The 14,883-nt window shown below is 64.7% G+C and carries 16 protein-coding genes; 8 read left to right on the top strand and 8 right to left on the bottom strand.

Annotation, left to right across the window (positions count from 1 at the left end; translation table 11 throughout):
* Positions 1 to 229: 229 nt before the first annotated feature.
* Positions 230 to 841, bottom strand: a complete 612-nt coding sequence (locus ASE67_RS16435; RefSeq protein WP_055763816.1) for a TetR/AcrR family transcriptional regulator — start codon at positions 839 to 841, stop codon at positions 230 to 232.
* 55 nt (positions 842 to 896) lie between these two features.
* Between ASE67_RS16435 and ASE67_RS16430 the strand changes: the two genes are divergently transcribed.
* Together ASE67_RS16430 and ASE67_RS16425 are read left to right on the top strand one after the other, a co-directional pair.
* A complete protein-coding gene (locus ASE67_RS16430) occupies positions 897 to 1,349 on the top strand; it encodes a nuclear transport factor 2 family protein (RefSeq protein ID WP_235511965.1) in 453 nt (150 codons plus the stop codon).
* Positions 1,339 to 2,184 (top strand): NmrA family NAD(P)-binding protein, encoded by an 846-nt coding sequence (locus ASE67_RS16425; protein ID WP_235511964.1) that lies wholly within the window; start codon positions 1,339 to 1,341, stop codon positions 2,182 to 2,184. Before ASE67_RS16430 ends, ASE67_RS16425 begins: the two co-directional genes overlap by 11 nt.
* 130 nt (positions 2,185 to 2,314) lie before the next feature.
* Here ASE67_RS16425 and ASE67_RS16420 read toward each other — a convergent pair whose 3' ends face one another.
* The gene (locus tag ASE67_RS16420) at positions 2,315 to 2,881 is read right to left on the bottom strand and encodes a TetR/AcrR family transcriptional regulator (RefSeq protein ID WP_200909392.1); all 567 of its coding nucleotides are present in this window, start codon (positions 2,879 to 2,881) and stop codon (positions 2,315 to 2,317) included.
* 73 nt (positions 2,882 to 2,954) lie between these two features.
* Between ASE67_RS16420 and ASE67_RS16415 the strand changes: the two genes are divergently transcribed.
* Both ASE67_RS16415 and ASE67_RS16410 read left to right on the top strand, forming a co-directional pair.
* Positions 2,955 to 3,638, top strand: a complete 684-nt coding sequence (locus tag ASE67_RS16415) for a DUF1349 domain-containing protein (RefSeq protein WP_082457207.1) — start codon at positions 2,955 to 2,957, stop codon at positions 3,636 to 3,638.
* Between the two features lie 2 nt (positions 3,639 to 3,640).
* Positions 3,641 to 4,771 (top strand): acyltransferase family protein, encoded by a 1,131-nt coding sequence (locus ASE67_RS16410; protein ID WP_055763809.1) that lies wholly within the window; start codon positions 3,641 to 3,643, stop codon positions 4,769 to 4,771.
* Positions 4,772 to 5,121: 350 nt separating this feature from the next.
* On the opposite strand, the gene ASE67_RS16405 is transcribed toward ASE67_RS16410, so the two are convergent.
* From ASE67_RS16405 to ASE67_RS18805, 4 genes are all read right to left on the bottom strand, one after another.
* Positions 5,122 to 6,318, bottom strand: coding sequence for an IS91 family transposase (locus ASE67_RS16405; RefSeq protein WP_055763807.1), 1,197 nt, complete (start codon positions 6,316 to 6,318; stop codon positions 5,122 to 5,124).
* A 7-nt stretch (positions 6,319 to 6,325) separates the two neighbouring features.
* Positions 6,326 to 7,231, bottom strand: coding sequence for a tyrosine-type recombinase/integrase (locus tag ASE67_RS16400; RefSeq protein ID WP_055763804.1), 906 nt, complete (start codon positions 7,229 to 7,231; stop codon positions 6,326 to 6,328).
* Between the two features lie 167 nt (positions 7,232 to 7,398).
* The gene (locus ASE67_RS18660; protein WP_235511963.1) at positions 7,399 to 7,581 is read right to left on the bottom strand and encodes a hypothetical protein; all 183 of its coding nucleotides are present in this window, start codon (positions 7,579 to 7,581) and stop codon (positions 7,399 to 7,401) included.
* Positions 7,538 to 7,774: an NAD(P)H-dependent oxidoreductase gene (locus tag ASE67_RS18805; protein WP_327196685.1), complete on the bottom strand. Its 237-nt coding sequence runs from the start codon at positions 7,772 to 7,774 to the stop codon at positions 7,538 to 7,540. Before ASE67_RS18805 ends, ASE67_RS18660 begins: the two co-directional genes overlap by 44 nt.
* A gap of 76 nt (positions 7,775 to 7,850) precedes the next feature.
* Here ASE67_RS18805 and ASE67_RS16390 point away from each other — a divergent pair, with 76 nt between their 5' ends.
* Positions 7,851 to 10,205, top strand: a complete 2,355-nt coding sequence (locus tag ASE67_RS16390; protein WP_055764006.1) for a TonB-dependent receptor — start codon at positions 7,851 to 7,853, stop codon at positions 10,203 to 10,205.
* A 163-nt stretch (positions 10,206 to 10,368) separates the two neighbouring features.
* Here ASE67_RS16390 and ASE67_RS18295 read toward each other — a convergent pair whose 3' ends face one another.
* Together ASE67_RS18295 and ASE67_RS16385 are read right to left on the bottom strand one after the other, a co-directional pair.
* Entirely contained in the window at positions 10,369 to 10,518 is a 150-nt protein-coding gene (locus ASE67_RS18295) for a hypothetical protein (RefSeq protein ID WP_156348666.1), read from the bottom strand.
* Positions 10,515 to 11,429, bottom strand: coding sequence for a LysR family transcriptional regulator (locus ASE67_RS16385; RefSeq protein ID WP_235511962.1), 915 nt, complete (start codon positions 11,427 to 11,429; stop codon positions 10,515 to 10,517). The genes ASE67_RS18295 and ASE67_RS16385 overlap by 4 nt, the downstream gene beginning before the upstream one ends.
* A 5-nt stretch (positions 11,430 to 11,434) precedes the next feature.
* Here ASE67_RS16385 and ASE67_RS16380 point away from each other — a divergent pair, with 5 nt between their 5' ends.
* The 3 genes from ASE67_RS16380 (at position 11,435) to ASE67_RS16370 (ending at position 14,614) form a co-directional block, all read left to right on the top strand.
* Complete coding sequence (locus ASE67_RS16380; protein ID WP_235511961.1) at positions 11,435 to 12,286, top strand: type 1 glutamine amidotransferase domain-containing protein; 852 nt, start codon at positions 11,435 to 11,437, stop codon at positions 12,284 to 12,286.
* 73 nt (positions 12,287 to 12,359) lie between these two features.
* The gene (locus ASE67_RS16375; protein WP_055763800.1) at positions 12,360 to 13,466 is read left to right on the top strand and encodes an NADH:flavin oxidoreductase/NADH oxidase; all 1,107 of its coding nucleotides are present in this window, start codon (positions 12,360 to 12,362) and stop codon (positions 13,464 to 13,466) included.
* Positions 13,463 to 14,614 (top strand): L-dopachrome tautomerase-related protein, encoded by a 1,152-nt coding sequence (locus ASE67_RS16370; RefSeq protein WP_055763798.1) that lies wholly within the window; start codon positions 13,463 to 13,465, stop codon positions 14,612 to 14,614. The genes ASE67_RS16375 and ASE67_RS16370 overlap by 4 nt, the downstream gene beginning before the upstream one ends.
* Positions 14,615 to 14,883: the final 269 nt, after the last annotated feature.

The following is a 14,883-nucleotide window of genomic DNA, read 5'->3' as shown; positions in this document are numbered from 1 at the left end:
AAGTGGCGACGAACCTGACCGGCTGCAACCGGCCAGGTGTTGGTCAAAATTCGTCGTCGGTGCGATCACTCGGGAATGTCCGACCTTGACGAAGGTCGCCGTTCGAGGCGGCCATCTGGAATGGCCGGTAAGTCCCAAAACTCGCCTTTCTTGGTATCATTCCGTCACATGAATGAACGGCCGAAACCGGGTAGCCGACAATACCAGCCAGCGTCCACTTGTGGGTCTATCACCCAGCGCCGAGTCCTCGGACGATCACCTGCGCCAGATTTTCTAGATATCGGCGATCTGCTTGCTGCCCAAGCACCGCGATCCGCCAGTATAGCGGGGCCGCCAGCAGGTCGGCGGCGAGCGACTGGTCGACCGTGTCAGGAAGATCGCCGCGCGCGACCGCGCGGGCAACAATGCCGTACGCATGTATCCGGCGTGCCTCCTGGAACGGTCGTACCGCTGCGGAGAGCGCGACGTTACGCTCAAGCTCAGCATGAATGTCCGAGACGATGCGGCGAATGTTCGGGTGGCGCAACACTCGACGAATGGCGAACAATAGTGCCAGCACGTCCGCCTCGAACGAGTCTTGGTCCTCGATCTCAGTGATCCTAAGGCCTACCTGCGGCAACAGGTCTGCCGCCATCGCCGCCTTGTCCGGCCAGCGCCGATACAGCGCCGCCTTGCCCGACCCGGCCACGCGCGCGACCCGCTCAAGGCTGAGATCGGCATAGCCGACCCGCGCCCATTCCGCGAAGAACGCTCGCGTTAACGCATCGGTGACGTCGGCCCGCTGCACGGCTGCCCCCGAAAGCTGCCGCGGCCCTAAGTCGACGGAACGCTTGCGTTCCAACCGTGATCTCCTACATCGATGAGACGACAGCGTCTCGACGCACAGGAGATACGGGATGACGGACAGGGTGCAAGACTTTTCGGCGATGCTGCGTGATGCGCTTGGCGACAGCCTGGCCACCGATACGACGAGCTTCGTCGACATGCTGGCCAAGGACGCGTTGATGGAGTTTCCGTTTGCGCCGCCCGGCTTGCCGCGCCGGATCGAGGGGCGGGGCGCAGTCGCCGACCACCTGGCCAAGCTCGCCCGCCTCATCGCATTCGATCGGATCGGCCCTGCGCAGGTGATCGCGCGAGACGGCGAGACAACCGTGCTGGCGTTCGAGGCCACGGGGACCGGGGTCGAGACGGGAGCTCCATATGATCAGCGCTACCTATCGGTCATTACGACCGTCGGCGGACAGATTGTACGCTATCTCGACTATTGGGATCCTTTGGTGGTCGCGCGTGCGCTTTTGGGGGATGATGCAGCGAACGCGATCACGATGGATGGAGTGTATGGTGGTTGAGCGCGTCCTGGTCACCGGCTCGACTGGCACCACTGGCAGGCTGCTTGCGAACCTTCTGCGCGGTAGGGGCGCTGAGGTCGCTGCAGCGACGAGGCGGGTAGAGCAGGCGGGGCAGGTGCGGTTCGACTGGTCCGACCCTGCCAGCTTCACACCGGCGTTGGACGGGGTGGACGCCGCCTATGTGGTTGCGCCGACCGACCGCGTCGGTCAGCTGCCTGTCATGCGTCCGTTTTTTGAACTCGCTGCCGAGCGGCTACCAGGCGCGATCGTGCTGCTTTCCGCCGCGTCGCTGCCGCCGGGCGGACCGATGATGGGGGCGGCACACGCTTGGCTGCGCGATCATGCGCCACGCTGGGCCGTGCTCCGGCCAAGCTGGTTCATGCAGAACTTCACTGGGCAGTATCTGCCGTCGATTATCGGTGAGGGGCGCCTTTATTCCGCGACCGGCGATGGCCGCGTGCCGTTCATTGACGCCGCCGACATCGCGGCGGTCGCAGCGGCGGCGTTGCTGACGCCGGAAGCCTTATCGGGGGAGCTGGTGCTGACCGGCCCCGAGGCATTGACCTATGATCAGGCGGCGTCGGCCATCGCCAAGGCGATCGGCCGGCCGGTACAGCACTACCGGCTCAGCGTCGAGGCGCTGGCCCAACGCTATCGTTCGTTCGGCTTACCCGCGGACTATGCCGACCTGCTCGCCGGGATGGACGGGGCGATCGCAAAAGGCTCGGAGGACCGGATCACAACCACTGTCGACGATGTCACCGGCCGATCGCCGACCTCATTGGGGGCGTTCCTTGCCGAAAACCGGAAAAGCTTTATAAGCAAAACAAGCTAAACGGATGTTCAGGTCTAAGTAACCGGGCGGTAGCGGCGAACGTCTGGTTCTGGGTCGACTTACTGAATTCAACAGCCAGCCACTCGCTCTCAGGCAGATGCCGCGTCGAGGCGGAAGTCATTGAGCATAATCATGCCCAATGCTGTCTCAAGCTCGTCAGTCGATGCACAATTTCCTCTATCTCGTTAGGGTTTAGAGGGACGGTATCGATTGAATTGTGAATGCCGATCCCCTCAACCAGCGCGTCCAACGCGCGGGCGGTCAGGGGATCGAAAAAGCGTTCGAGCGCATTGCGGCTGTTCTGCATCCATCGTTGCATGACGACCGCGACCGGGGGATTGCGGGCTGCGTAAGCATATAGCTCGTAGCTGAGCAGTAGGGTGGCGGGCGTCGCCCATATGGATTCAGCAATGATCGATACGACAGCTGCCTTGGCGGTTTCGCGATCCTTAGCTCGTGCCAAACGATCTCCAAAGGCAGCCGACGATTGCTCCGCCAACTGCAGGAACGCCGTCCGGATCAAGGTGTCCAGCGTATCGAAATAGTAGGTGACGGATCCCAGCGGAACCGCTGCGGCAGTGGCGATGCGACGGTGGGTGGTTCCGGCTACCCCCTGTTGGGCGATCACTACCAGTGTCGCATCGACGATCCGCTGTCGTCGATCCGTTTCGTTCCGCCCCTTTCCAATGCCAGTCACGTCGACCCCTTTGCAGAGCATGTGTACGTTTGTACATATCCGCGTATCGTAGCCTAGATGAGGGGAGAAGGTCATGCGGGATGCAAGGATTTCACGCCGAGCCGTCATCGGCGGCGCGGTGGCCTTCACCCTGGCGCCGAACACCGTCGCGAATGCGGAGACCAGGATGGAGATGTTCGGACATAATGACGGTCGTTGGCTGAACCCGCCGCGGGTGTGGGAGTGGGAGGGTAATGGCGATCTGACGATGGTCACTGATCGCGCTACCGATTTCTGGCGCGAGACTCATTATGGTTTCACGCGCGATTCGGGGCATTTCCTGGGTTTCGCGACGCCGGATGCCTTTACGGCACAATTGCGAGTTCGTGGTGCGTACGAGAAGTTGTACGATCAGGCCGGCATCATGGTGCGGATCGACGAGCGTCGCTGGATCAAGGCGGGCATCGAATTGTCCGATGGGCGCGCGATGCTCAGCAGCGTGCTTACCGATGAGCGTTCGGACTGGGCGACCAGTCCTTATGCCGACGACCCGAAAGACTTCTGGATGCGGGTTACCGTCGCCAAAGGCGTATTGCGACTGCAGGTTTCGACTGACGGAGAAACGTGGCCGCTGGTACGTCTTGCGCCGTTTCCCGTGGCTTCATCCTATCTGGTGGGACCAATGGCGTGCACGCCGGAGCGCGAAGGTTTGCGTGTCCGCTTCTCCGACCTGCGGATCACGGCCCCGCTGGGCAAAGACCTGCACGATCTGACGTGACGATGCCTCCGCAGAGCGGGCCGCGCATCGCGTCGGACGGGACAAAGGCACATTTTCAGGTTCTCGACGGGCTGCGGGGTATCGCAGCCCTGCTCGTCGTCGCGTTTCATATCCAGGGCATTACTGTACTGTTCGATTCCCAGCGTCTGTTGTTGCCGCACGCCTATCTGGCAGTCGACTTCTTCTTCGCGCTGTCGGGTTTCGTGGTCGGCTATGCCTATGACGATCGCTGGTCCACGATGACGACCCGGCAGTTTCTGACGCGTCGGCTGATCCGGCTGCATCCGCTGGTACTGCTCGGCGCGGTGCTCGGACTGCTGAGCTATATCGGCGATCCGTTTGCTGGCAATCGGCAGGACGCGCCGGCGATGCTGATCTTCGCAGCGTTTGCCGCAGCGTTACTGGCACTACCCTCCGCGCCGTTGCCCAACCGGCTGGGGGACAGTCATCCGCTCAACGCTCCCGCCTGGACGCTGCTGCAGGAGTATATCGCTAACTTGGCCTACGCACTGGTGTTGCGACGGCTCAAAACCCCGTGGTTGGCGGGTGCGACAATTGTGGCTGGGCTGGCCTCGGTGGCCACTGCCATGTCTCTCGGATCATACGATACCGGGTGGGGGCTACATAATTTTTGGGGAGCGCCGGTACGGCTTGCGTATCCGTTCTTGGCCGGTCTGTTATTGTTTCGTCTGCACCACCGTCTGCCGCGCTGGCGTGTCGGGTTCCTGCCTTTGAGTGTCATCTTGCTGCTAACCTTTGCAGCCCCCGCAATGCCAACCGACGGCGTAATCAAGCTGAACGGGCTGTATCAGGCGTTCTGCGTCATCATCCTGTTTCCGGCGATCATCGTGGCAGGCCGACATTCGCGGGGTGGACCGACCATGACGCACCTGTGCCGGACTGCCGGACAGATTTCCTATCCGCTCTACATCACGCATTATCCGTTCGTGTATCCGTACATGAACTGGATGGCGACCGGCGATGGGCCGGGTGCCGTTACAGGCCCCGTCGCGATCGGGTTGTATGTCTTCACGATCGTATTAGCCGTGGCTGCCTATCGCATCTGGGACCGCCCGTTGCGGTTCGCGCTACGGCGGTGGATCAAACCGGCAGAAGCAGCCGACCACAGCTGAACGAATGGCAAGTTGAAGGAACCGCTGAACAAACACTCAATGACTGCTTATGTGAAGGAAATCAGGCACCGGCAGGTGTATGATATCCTCCAAAGCAGGAAGCCGCGGGCCACGGGCGCTGGTCTATGGGGAAAGCGGTTTTCCGGTGGCTGGCCGGTCGGTGTGATGTCGGGCGGGATTAACGGTGTGAGGCCGCGACGCGGCACTCGGCAAGAGCGTGCGGCATGGATGTCGGCCAGGACAGGCGGTCGGGGCAAGCGTCGATGTGACTGGCGGTTTCGCCGGCGCGAGTGGGATGAACGCCGTAAGCGCGGGAGCCGCGTGGCGGGATGAAGGCAGGCCGTGCCGGGTCATGGCGTCGTGGTCCCGGTCGCGCTGGTGTCATGCGGCGGTGCGCGGGGTTGTCGCCAGCGCTCGAAGGTTTCGATGACCAGCATGCGCCCGCCGCAGCACGGGCATGGCGGACGGACGTCGTCGGGTTCGACCGTCGACGTGGCATCGATTGGTGGTGGCGCAACACCGAGCAGTTCGCGGGCCCGTTCGAGATGTGCCTTGCGAGTGGCGCCGGCGAGCAGGCCATAGTGGCGAATACGATGGAAGCCCTTGGGCAGGACGTGGAGCAGGAAGCGGCGGATGAACTCGTCGGGGCTGAGCGTCATGACCTGCTGGCGGTCAGCACCACCCCGGCGGTAATCCTTGTAGCGGAAGGTGACGCCGGTCTGGTCGAAGCGCAGGAGCCGGCTGTTCGAGATGGCGACGCGGTGAGTGTAGCGCGAGAGATAGGCGAGCACCGTCTCGGGGCCGGCGAACGGCGGCTTGGCATAGACCACCCAGCGCTTCTTTCTGACCGGGGCCAGGTGCCGCAGGAACGTCCGCCGGTCGGCAAGATGCGCGAGGCTGCCGTGGAAGCCGAGCCGCCCGGCGTCGTACAGCGCCATCAGCCGGGTCAGGAACAGGCGGCGGAACAGCTTGCCGAGGACGCGCACCGGCAGCAGGAACGCCGGCCGTGACGAGATCCAGCGACGGCCGTCCCGCGACAACCCGCCGCCTGGGACAATCATATGGATGTGCGGGTGGTGGGTCATCGCCGAGCCCCAGGTGTGAAGCACTGCGGTCATGCCGATGCGTGCGCCGAGATGCTTCGGGTCGGTGGCGATGGTCGTCATCGTCTCGCACGCCGCCTGGAACAGCAGCCCGTAGACCGCCGCCTTGTTCTGCCACGCTACATCGGCAACCTCGGCGGGCAGCGTGAAGACGACGTGGAAATAGCCGACCGGCAGCAGGTCGGCCTCGCGTTCGGCGAGCCAGGTGCGTGCGGCCGCCCCCTGGCAGCGCGGGCAATGCCGGTTGCGACAGCTGTTATACGCAACCCGCCAATGCCCGCAGTCGGTGCAGGCCTCGACGTGTCCGCCCATGACGGCGGTTCGGCAGGTCTCTATCGCCGACATGACCTTCAACTGGTCGAGGCTGAGGTGCCCGGCGCGGGTCATCCGGTATGCAGGACCGGCAGCGCGGAAGATGTCGGCCACCTCGAGCGAGGCGCGCACTCGGGCGTCACCCGGCGGGCGTCCTGCCCTCCATCAGCGCCATCAACTGGTCGAGCGGGCCGGTGACGGCGCGGATCGTACGGGTCGCGACCTTGGTGTAGAGCGCAGTCGTCTCAAGCTTGCTGTGCCCGAGCAGGACCTGGATGACGCGGATATCGACGTCCTGCTCCAGTAGGTGGGTGGCGAAGCTGTGCCGCAGCGTATGCGGGCTGACCCGCTTGCGGATGCCCGCCGCCTCGGCCGCCTCGTGGACCGCACGGTGTAGTTGCCGTGTCGAGATCGGGTCGGTGTAGCTGCGGCCTGGGAACAGCCACCCGTGCGGCAAGAGGACGCTGCGCCGCTTGCCCTCGCGCCACCAGATCCTGAGGAGCTCGAGCAACTGCGGCGACAGCATCGCGTTGCGGTCCTTGCGGCCTTTCCCCTCCTCGATGCGGATGAGCATGCGCTTGCTGTCGATGTCGTCGGCCTTGAGATGCGCAACCTCGGACACGCGCAGGCCGGCGCCGTACGCCACGCCGAGTGCCGCGCGGTACTTGATGCCCGGTGCCGCCTCGAGCAGCCGCGCGACCTCATCGACGCTCAGCACGTCGGGCAGCTTCCGGGGCCGCGGCGCCAGCACCAGCTTGCGCGACAGGTCCGGCCGGTCGAGCGTCACACCGAACAGGAAGCGCAACGCCGATACCGTGGCGCCGATGACGGACTCGCTGACGCCGTGCTCGCGTTGATGGACCTGGAAGCGACGCACGTCCTCGGCCGTCGCGGTGTCCGGCGAGCGCTTGATGAACGCCGCGAAGGCTCGGACGTGGCGGACATAGTCGTGCTGCGTCCGAGCCCGCATCGAACGCATCGCCATGTCGTCGAGCATCCGCTGACGCAGTGGGGTAACGCTCGGTTCGACAAGTGCAGTAGCCATGATGGAGTTCCTCTTGTTGAAGGATCTCCATCGTCTGCCCCCGCTGCCGCAGGGCCAAACCTCAGTGCTGACGCGCTACTTCACCGCGAACAACACTGCCGCGCAGCGGCTTCGTGCTATGGGAAGCGCGCACGGTGGCCTGAGTGTTGCCGCATGGGTCACCTGCGTCAGTAGGGCGGGGCTACCCGGACGCGTTGCTCACGGGCCGCCTCGGTCCACCACGCCAGATCATCGGCGAATCGGGGGAAAGCCTTGGTAAGAGCCGTACCGCCATCACCGGACGGGCTTCCCGTGACGTCGAGTGTGCTACCGATCGCGCCGACTGTCAGAGTGATCGAGATCACGACCATCCCCATCTCCGTGAGCGTGCCGTGCCAAGCGCCCGGCGGAATAGCTGGCGATCGCAGCGGGGCGCCAAAACCATTCCTCAAGGAAATGATCGGTCAGCTTCTTGAGGCCGGGCTGCGGGCCCCAATTATACTTCCCGGTCACGAAGACTAAGGCGTCGTTGCCGGTGCGCTTCGGATGTCGCGAAACGGTCATAGTTCCCGAGCAGGGGTCGATCCGAAGCGAGCCGGCGCGCAGAACGCGGATCGGCCGCCAGGGGGATATGTTTACCATGAATTACCGCAAACTTGCAGCGTTGCTGCTGGTTGGTACCGCAACCGTTTCCAGCGTTCCGTTTGCCAAGGCCCAGACCGCGCCAGCGACGGCGGTCGCGGATACGGGCGATGCGGGCGATGAGATAATCGTGACCGCGAACCGGCGATCTGAGAACGCCGTCGATGTACCGGTCGCGGTGTCGGTCATCAGACCCGAGGCGCTCCGCGATTATCAGGCGGCCGGGGCCGATACGCTGCTGTCGCTATCCGGCCGCGTGCCCGGCTTGTACGTGGAATCGACCACGGGGCGCATCTTTCCGCGTTTCTACATCCGCGGGCTCGGCAATATCGACTTCTATCTCGGCGCGTCGCAGCCCGTGTCGATCATCCAGGACGACGTCGTGAAGGAGCATGTCGTCCTGAAGTCGAATCCGGCGTTCGACGTCGCCCAGGTCGAGGTGCTGAAGGGTCCGCAAGGGTCGCTGTTCGGCCGCAACACCACCGCCGGTATCATCAAGTTCGACAGCGTGCAGCCGACCGAGACGTGGCAGGGCCGCGGTTCGCTGAGCTATGGCACGTTCAACAGCATCAACGCCGATATGGGTGTCGGCGGTCCGTTGACGCGCGACGGCAGCGTCAGCATCCGCGTGTCGGGCCTGTACCAGCATCGCGCCGACTGGATCAGCAACACCTATACCGGCCCGTCCGACGACGGCACCGTCCCTGGTCGGAACGTGATGGGCGGATTCGACGAGAAGGACGTGCGCGTTCAGATCCTCGCCCGGCCCAGCGACCGGGCCAGCCTGCGCCTGTCGGGGCATATCCGCGACTATGACGGCACGGCCTCGATCTTCTATCGCGGGTCGATCAGGGTGGGTACGAACGCCGTTCCCGCCAGCTTCGATCGCCGCGTCGTGGCCTATGACGAGGCGCGCAACAATCCGCAGGCGTACAAGAACGAGGGCCTGTCGCTGAAGGCCGATTACGACTTCGGCGGCGCTACGCTGACGTCCATCACTGCCTGGGAACACGCGGCGGGGTTCAGCCGCGGCGATACCGATGGCGGTGCGGCGGCGAATTTCGGCGGCGTCGCGCCCAACATCTGCGCGGCAGGCTGCGGCCAGTCGCGGGGCCGGCTGCGCGGACTGGACCAGTGGACGCAGGAAGTGCGCCTCGCCAGCCCGGATACCGGGCGTTTCAAGTGGCAGGTCGGCGGCATCTATTTTGATGCGCGCGACCGGACCGAATTCGCCCAGCGCTCCTTCTTCCTGACCAGCAACGCGCTGGGCACGACGCCGAACCCGCGCAATTATATCCTGCTGCGCAACGTCAACACCAGCTGGGCCGCGTTCGGCCAGGCTAGTTATGCGTTGACCGACGCGTTGACGCTGACCGGCGGCGTGCGGATCACCAACGACATCCGCACCACCAATCTGCTGCTCAACCCGAATTTCACGACGCTGACCGTTCCGGCGACCGCGCCCACCGCGTCCTATGCCTGCGGCGCGGCGACGCGTTGCCGTCTCTCCGACACCCAGCCCAGCTGGGATGTCAGCCTGCTCTATAAGCTGGCGCCTGACGTCAGCGTCTATGCGCGCCATGCCCGGGGGTTCCGCGGCCCCACGGTGCAGGGCCGGTCGGCCGTCTTCGCTTCGGCCTATTCTACCGCCGGGTCGGAAAAGAACACCAGCTACGAAGGCGGCATCAAAGCCGTGTTCGCCGATGGCCGGATCAACGTGAACGTCGCCGGCTTCTACTACGAGGTCGACAACATCCAGCTGAACGGCAACGACAGCAACGGCAATGGCGTGCTGTTCAACGGCGGCAAGGGCAAGGGTTACGGTAGCGAGTTCGAAATCGACGCGCGGCCGATCGACAATTTGCGCATCGGGGCCGGGCTCAGCCTCCTCCATACCGCGATCAACGCCCCCAACGTGTTCGCCCAAGCCGGTGCCGCCGGCGGCGTGTTGTCGGAAACCGTGCTGAATCCTACGGTGCGGATCGGCAACAATTATTACGCCAACATCAACGGCAATCCCTTTCCCAATGCGCCGGACTATAATGTCAACATCAACGCGCGGTATGACCTGCCGATCGCTGGCGACAGCAAGCTGTTCATCGCGAGCGATTTCACGATGCAGGGCAAGACGAACTTCGTCCTCTATCGCTCGGTCGAATACAACGCCGATGGCAACTTCGAGCTGGGTGGCCGGATCGGCTATGCTTTCGGCGCGTACGAAATCGCCGGTTTCGTCCGCAACCTGACGAACCGCACCAATCTGATCGGCGTGATCGACACGTCGAATTATCGTGCGGGAATCTATAACGACCCACGCGTCTTCGGTATCATGTTGAGCGGTTCGTTCCGCTGAAATAGTGGCTGGAGACGACATCTCCGATCGTCTTCAGCCTCTCCGTATTGGACCGCGCCACGCTTTTATCGGACGATCGTAAAGCCTTACGTCTGCCAAGGTGAACGAACGGCCTGTTTCAGTCGGCGGCTCGAGCGGGATAGACGACGGGTTCTGGGTCGGCTCAGACCTCAGTGCGTTCGGCCAGTTCTAGAGCGTCCTCCACGTCGACGCCCACGTAGCGGAGCGTGCGGTCGATCTTGGCAATGCGATTGGCGCCTGGGCGGGCGGCATCGAGTGCTGCCGGCCGCTCCTGCGAGGGTTGAGGGTTCAAATTCGAAGCGCGGCGATCAATGCATCGCGGGCGAGTGCAACGCGGGGGTGCCGCAGCGATGATCGTGCCCAGACGAGGTAGAAGGTGTTGCACGGCACCCTGATCGGGGCAGGTATCTCGACGAGCGTGCAAGCGGCACGCTCGGCGTGGGTAAGGTAACCGGGCAGGACCGTCCAGCCAAGGCCGGCGCACAACCCGGATCGCAATACGCGCAAGTCAGGTGCGGTCAGGGCAGGCTGACGGGCGAGTTCGATGCGGTTGGCTTCCAGCCAAGCGCGCAGCAGCGGGCGATCGAGGTCGTACGCCAAATGCGGTATGCGGTCGAGGGCTGCGGAAAGGGGTTGGCCTGCCATCCGCTCGGCCACCGCCGGCGCGGCGACGGCGCGCAGATCCTCCTCGCCCAGTTCTTGAAAGGCAAGCCGGGGCTCGTCCGGTTGCGACGCCGTCACGGCCAGATGTACCTTGTCTTCCAGCAGCAGGCGATAGAGCGCGTCGCGCCCACCGATGTGGAGACGCAGATCCAGGCCCATGTCCAGCAACGGTGCCAGCCTGGGCGTGATCATCTCGCCCAGGAGATCCGATGGCGCCGCGATATGCACCGTGCCGGACATCCGCGAGGATCGCGCCCGCGCCGTGGCAAGGGCCGCTTCCGCGGTGTCGAGGCTGCTGCCGATCGATGCGGCAAGGTCGTCGGCGATCGCCGTCGCCCGCACGCCGCGGGAATGACGATCGAACAGGGGGTGGCCGAGCTGTGCCTCGAGCGAGGCGATGTGCTGTGATGCGGCGGGCTGGGTGATGCCGATCGCGCGGGCGGCCTCGCTCAACGACCGGCGCCGATAGACTTCGACAAAGGTGCGCAACTGCGACAGCGACATTTGGTTTCCATAACCTGTTTTATGGCCGATCGCCATTCCGCTTGGATTTGCTGATGCCCGCAAGGGCCTATCTGATGTGGCGTACGGACTTGACGGGTGCCTGGTCGCCGCCACCGGATCGCCCCACCGCGACCGGCGCGATGCCCACGATGACCGGTGCCCGCGTTCGCGATGTTTACGAAACAGGAGATTTGACGATGACCGGTATTCTCATGGTGATCACGTCCGCCGACCGCATGACCCCGGGGACCGAACCGACCGGTGTTTGGCTGGAAGAGCTGACCACCCCCTATTACGTCTTCCGCGATGGCGGGGCCGACGTAACACTGGCCTCGATCAAGGGCGGTGCGGTGCCGGTCGACCAGCGCAGCGTCAATGCGGACGGCGAGAACGACGCCTCCGTCGAACGCTATCTGAAGGACGAGGCGCTGAAGGCCGCGGTCGCGGATACGCCGGTATTCACCGACATCGATCCCAACGGCTATGACGCGCTGTTCCTGCCTGGCGGCCACGGCACCATGTTCGATTATCCCGGAAGCGCAGAATTGGCGCGGCTGGTGGAGCGGTTCGACCGCGCGGGCAAGATCGTTGCCGCCGTCTGCCATGGCCCGGCGGGTCTTGTGTCGGCCAGGAAGGCGGACGGCACGCCCTTCGTCGCCGGCCGGCGTGTCGCCGGCTTCACCGACAGCGAGGAACGCGCGGTCGGACTGGACCAGGCCGTACCCTTCCTGCTCGAAACCCGCCTCAAGGAACTCGGCGGCCAGCATGAGGCAGGCCCGGACTTCGCCCCCTTCGCCCTGCGCGACGGCAATCTCGTGACCGGCCAGAACCCGGCGAGCGCGACCCGTACGGCGGAACTCGTGATGGACGCCCTCAAGGAAAAGGCGGCGTGATCGTGCGGAATTTTCAAACCTTGCTGTGTGTCGCTCATTCTGCGGCGGCGCTGCCCACCATGGGAGACGCGTGATGGCCCTGCTGTTCGAACCACTGACGGTCGGCGGGCTGAGCCTCGCCAACCGCATCGTCATCGCGCCGATGTGCCAATATTCTGCCAAAGACGGTGCGATGACCGACTGGCACCAGATGCATCTGGGCCAGCTGGCCATGGCGGGGGCAGGCGCCCTGACGATCGAAGCCTCCGCGGTCAGCCCGGAAGGGCGGATCACGTACGGCGACGTCGGTCTGTACGACGACCGTACCGAAGAGGCGATGCGGCTCGTGATCGACAGCGTGCGCCGCTGGTCGGACATGCCGCTCGTCGTCCAGCTGGCGCACGCTGGCCGGAAGGCAAGCTGCGCCAAGCCGTGGCACGGGGGTGCGCAGATCGCGCCGGATGCCGAGAATGGCTGGCAAACGGTTGCGCCGAGCGGGATGCCCTATGCCGCGACCGATCACGCGCCCGTCGCCCTGGACGAAGCGGGACTGGCGCGGATTCGCGATGCCTTCGCCGACGCTGCCCGCCGGGCAGCGCGGCTTGGGCTCGACGCGATCCAAATCCATGCCGCGCACGGCTATCTGCTCCACGAATTCCTCTCGCCGCTCTCCAATCATCGTGATGACGCCTATGGCGGCAGCCTTGCCAACCGTATGCGGTTCCCGCTCGAGGTCTTCGATGCCGTGCGCGAAGCGTTTCCCGCCGACCGGCCTGTCACTGTCCGCGTGTCGGGGACGGATTGGGTCGAGGGCGGTTGGACGGCGGAGGAAACTGCGCAGTTCGCCGAAGCGCTGGAACGGCGCGGCTGTGCCGCCATCCATGTGTCGAGCGGCGGTCTCGATCCGCGCCAGCAGATTCCGATCGGTCCCGGCTATCAGGTGCCGCTGGCACGGACGGTCAAGGACGCGGTCACGATGCCCGTCATCGCGGTCGGCCTGATCACCGATCCGCAGCAGGCCGAACAGATTTTGCAGGGCGGGCATGCGGACGCCATCGCCATCGCGCGCACTGCCTTGTGGGATCCGCGTTGGCCCTGGCACGCTGCCGCCGCGCTTGGCGCTTCGGTCAAGGCGCCGCCGCAATATCTCCGGTCCGAGCCGCATGAGGCGGGCCGTGTCCTCAAGGAGATGACGCGATGAAACGCATCGCCACACTGCTCCTCGCCGCCGCTGCCGTCGCCTCGATCACGGTCAGCGCGACCGCCCGCGACACCGCGCGACCAACCCGGATCGAGCGCGTCGCTGCGTTCGATGGCGCGATGCCGACCGGCGTGACCGTCGCGCCCAACGGCCGTATCTTCGTCAACTTTCCGCAATGGGGCGATCAGTCGCCTTTCACGGTTGCCGAGCTGGTCGATGGCAAGGCGGTGCCCTATCCCGACGCCGCGACCAATCGGCCCGATCCGGCCGATCCGGCCGGCCACTTCATCTCGGTGCAGAGCGTCGTCGCCGACGGCGCCAACCGCCTGTGGGTGCTCGACACGGCCGCACCGAACTTCGCGCCGCCCCAGGCCGGGGGTGCAAAGCTTGTAGCCATCGACCTCGCGACCAATCGGGTGGTCAAGACGATCGTCCTGCCGTCCAGCGTCGTGCTGCCGACGACCTATCTCAACGACGTCCGCTTCGATTTGCGACAGGGGGCACAGGGCGTCGCCTACATCACCGACAGCAGCAACGCCGGCGTGGGCGGCATCATCGTCGTCGACCTCGCCAGTGGTCGGGCAATCCGCCGTCTGTCGGGCCATGCAACGACCAATCCTGAGCCGGGCTTCACGCCGACCGTCGATGGCGAGGTGCTGATGAACCGCCCGGCCAACGGGCCTGCGACGCCGATCGCCATCGCCAGTGACGCCATCGCCCTGAGCGCCGATGGCAAAACGCTGTATTACGGCCCCCTCTCGGGCCGCACCCTGCATGCCGTGCCCACGGCGCTGCTGCGGGATCCTTCGGTTTCGGAGGACACGCTCGGCCGTGCGGTACGCAGCTTGGGGCGCAAGGGGGCGTCCGATGGCATTGCCGAGGACGACAGGGGTCGCGTCTTCGCCGGCGACTATGAGCACAATGCAATCCGCATGCTCGATCGCGGCGCCTGGTCGACGCTGGTCAGTGATCCGCGGATCAGCTGGCCCGATACCCTGTCGATTGGCTCCGATGGCTATCTTTACTTCACCGCGAACCAGCTGCATCGCCAGCCCGGCTTTCATGGCGGACGCGACCTGCGTCGCAAGCCGTATGCGTTGCTACGGATCAAGGTCGGTAGCCGCCCGGTGCTCCTGACGCGTCACTGACACCGCACAACCGCCCGTCGGCCCGCGATCGTGATTGGTGTCGGCGCCGTATCGGGGGCCGACACGATCTTCACTGTTGCCACCATCTGCAACGTTTCACGCTCGGTAACACAACGCAGCATCGTGAGATTGCGGTCTGAACCAAGGCGGGGACCAATACATCCGAAATGGCCGCCGTCCCGGAACGCCGCTGTTCGAGCCCGCCGCGCCTTCCCGCCACATGTACGTTTGCGGGAAAGCTGTATCGGCTGCTTCCGCGACCATAAGAT

Source organism: Sphingomonas sp. Leaf23 (assembly GCF_001421585.1).
In the GTDB taxonomy this organism is placed as follows: Bacteria; Pseudomonadota; Alphaproteobacteria; order Sphingomonadales; family Sphingomonadaceae; genus Sphingomonas.
Note: the sequence above shows the minus strand (reverse complement) of the source record. Positions and strands in the feature narration are given on the sequence as shown.

Coding starts and splice junctions, on each gene's coding strand:
- ASE67_RS16390 (WP_055764006.1), top strand. CDS start 7,851: ATGAATTACCGCAAACTTGCAGCGTTGCTGCTGGTTGGTACCGCAACC.
- ASE67_RS16385 (WP_235511962.1), bottom strand. CDS start 11,429: ATGGCGATCGGCCATAAAACAGGTTATGGAAACCAAATGTCGCTGTCG.
- ASE67_RS16415 (WP_082457207.1), top strand. CDS start 2,955: ATGCGGGATGCAAGGATTTCACGCCGAGCCGTCATCGGCGGCGCGGTG.
- ASE67_RS18660 (WP_235511963.1), bottom strand. CDS start 7,581: ATGGTCGTGATCTCGATCACTCTGACAGTCGGCGCGATCGGTAGCACA.
- ASE67_RS16400 (WP_055763804.1), bottom strand. CDS start 7,231: ATGGCTACTGCACTTGTCGAACCGAGCGTTACCCCACTGCGTCAGCGG.
- ASE67_RS16410 (WP_055763809.1), top strand. CDS start 3,641: ATGCCTCCGCAGAGCGGGCCGCGCATCGCGTCGGACGGGACAAAGGCA.
- ASE67_RS18805 (WP_327196685.1), bottom strand. CDS start 7,774: ATGACCGTTTCGCGACATCCGAAGCGCACCGGCAACGACGCCTTAGTC.
- ASE67_RS16425 (WP_235511964.1), top strand. CDS start 1,339: ATGGTGGTTGAGCGCGTCCTGGTCACCGGCTCGACTGGCACCACTGGC.
- ASE67_RS16430 (WP_235511965.1), top strand. CDS start 897: ATGACGGACAGGGTGCAAGACTTTTCGGCGATGCTGCGTGATGCGCTT.
- ASE67_RS16375 (WP_055763800.1), top strand. CDS start 12,360: ATGGCCCTGCTGTTCGAACCACTGACGGTCGGCGGGCTGAGCCTCGCC.
- ASE67_RS16370 (WP_055763798.1), top strand. CDS start 13,463: ATGAAACGCATCGCCACACTGCTCCTCGCCGCCGCTGCCGTCGCCTCG.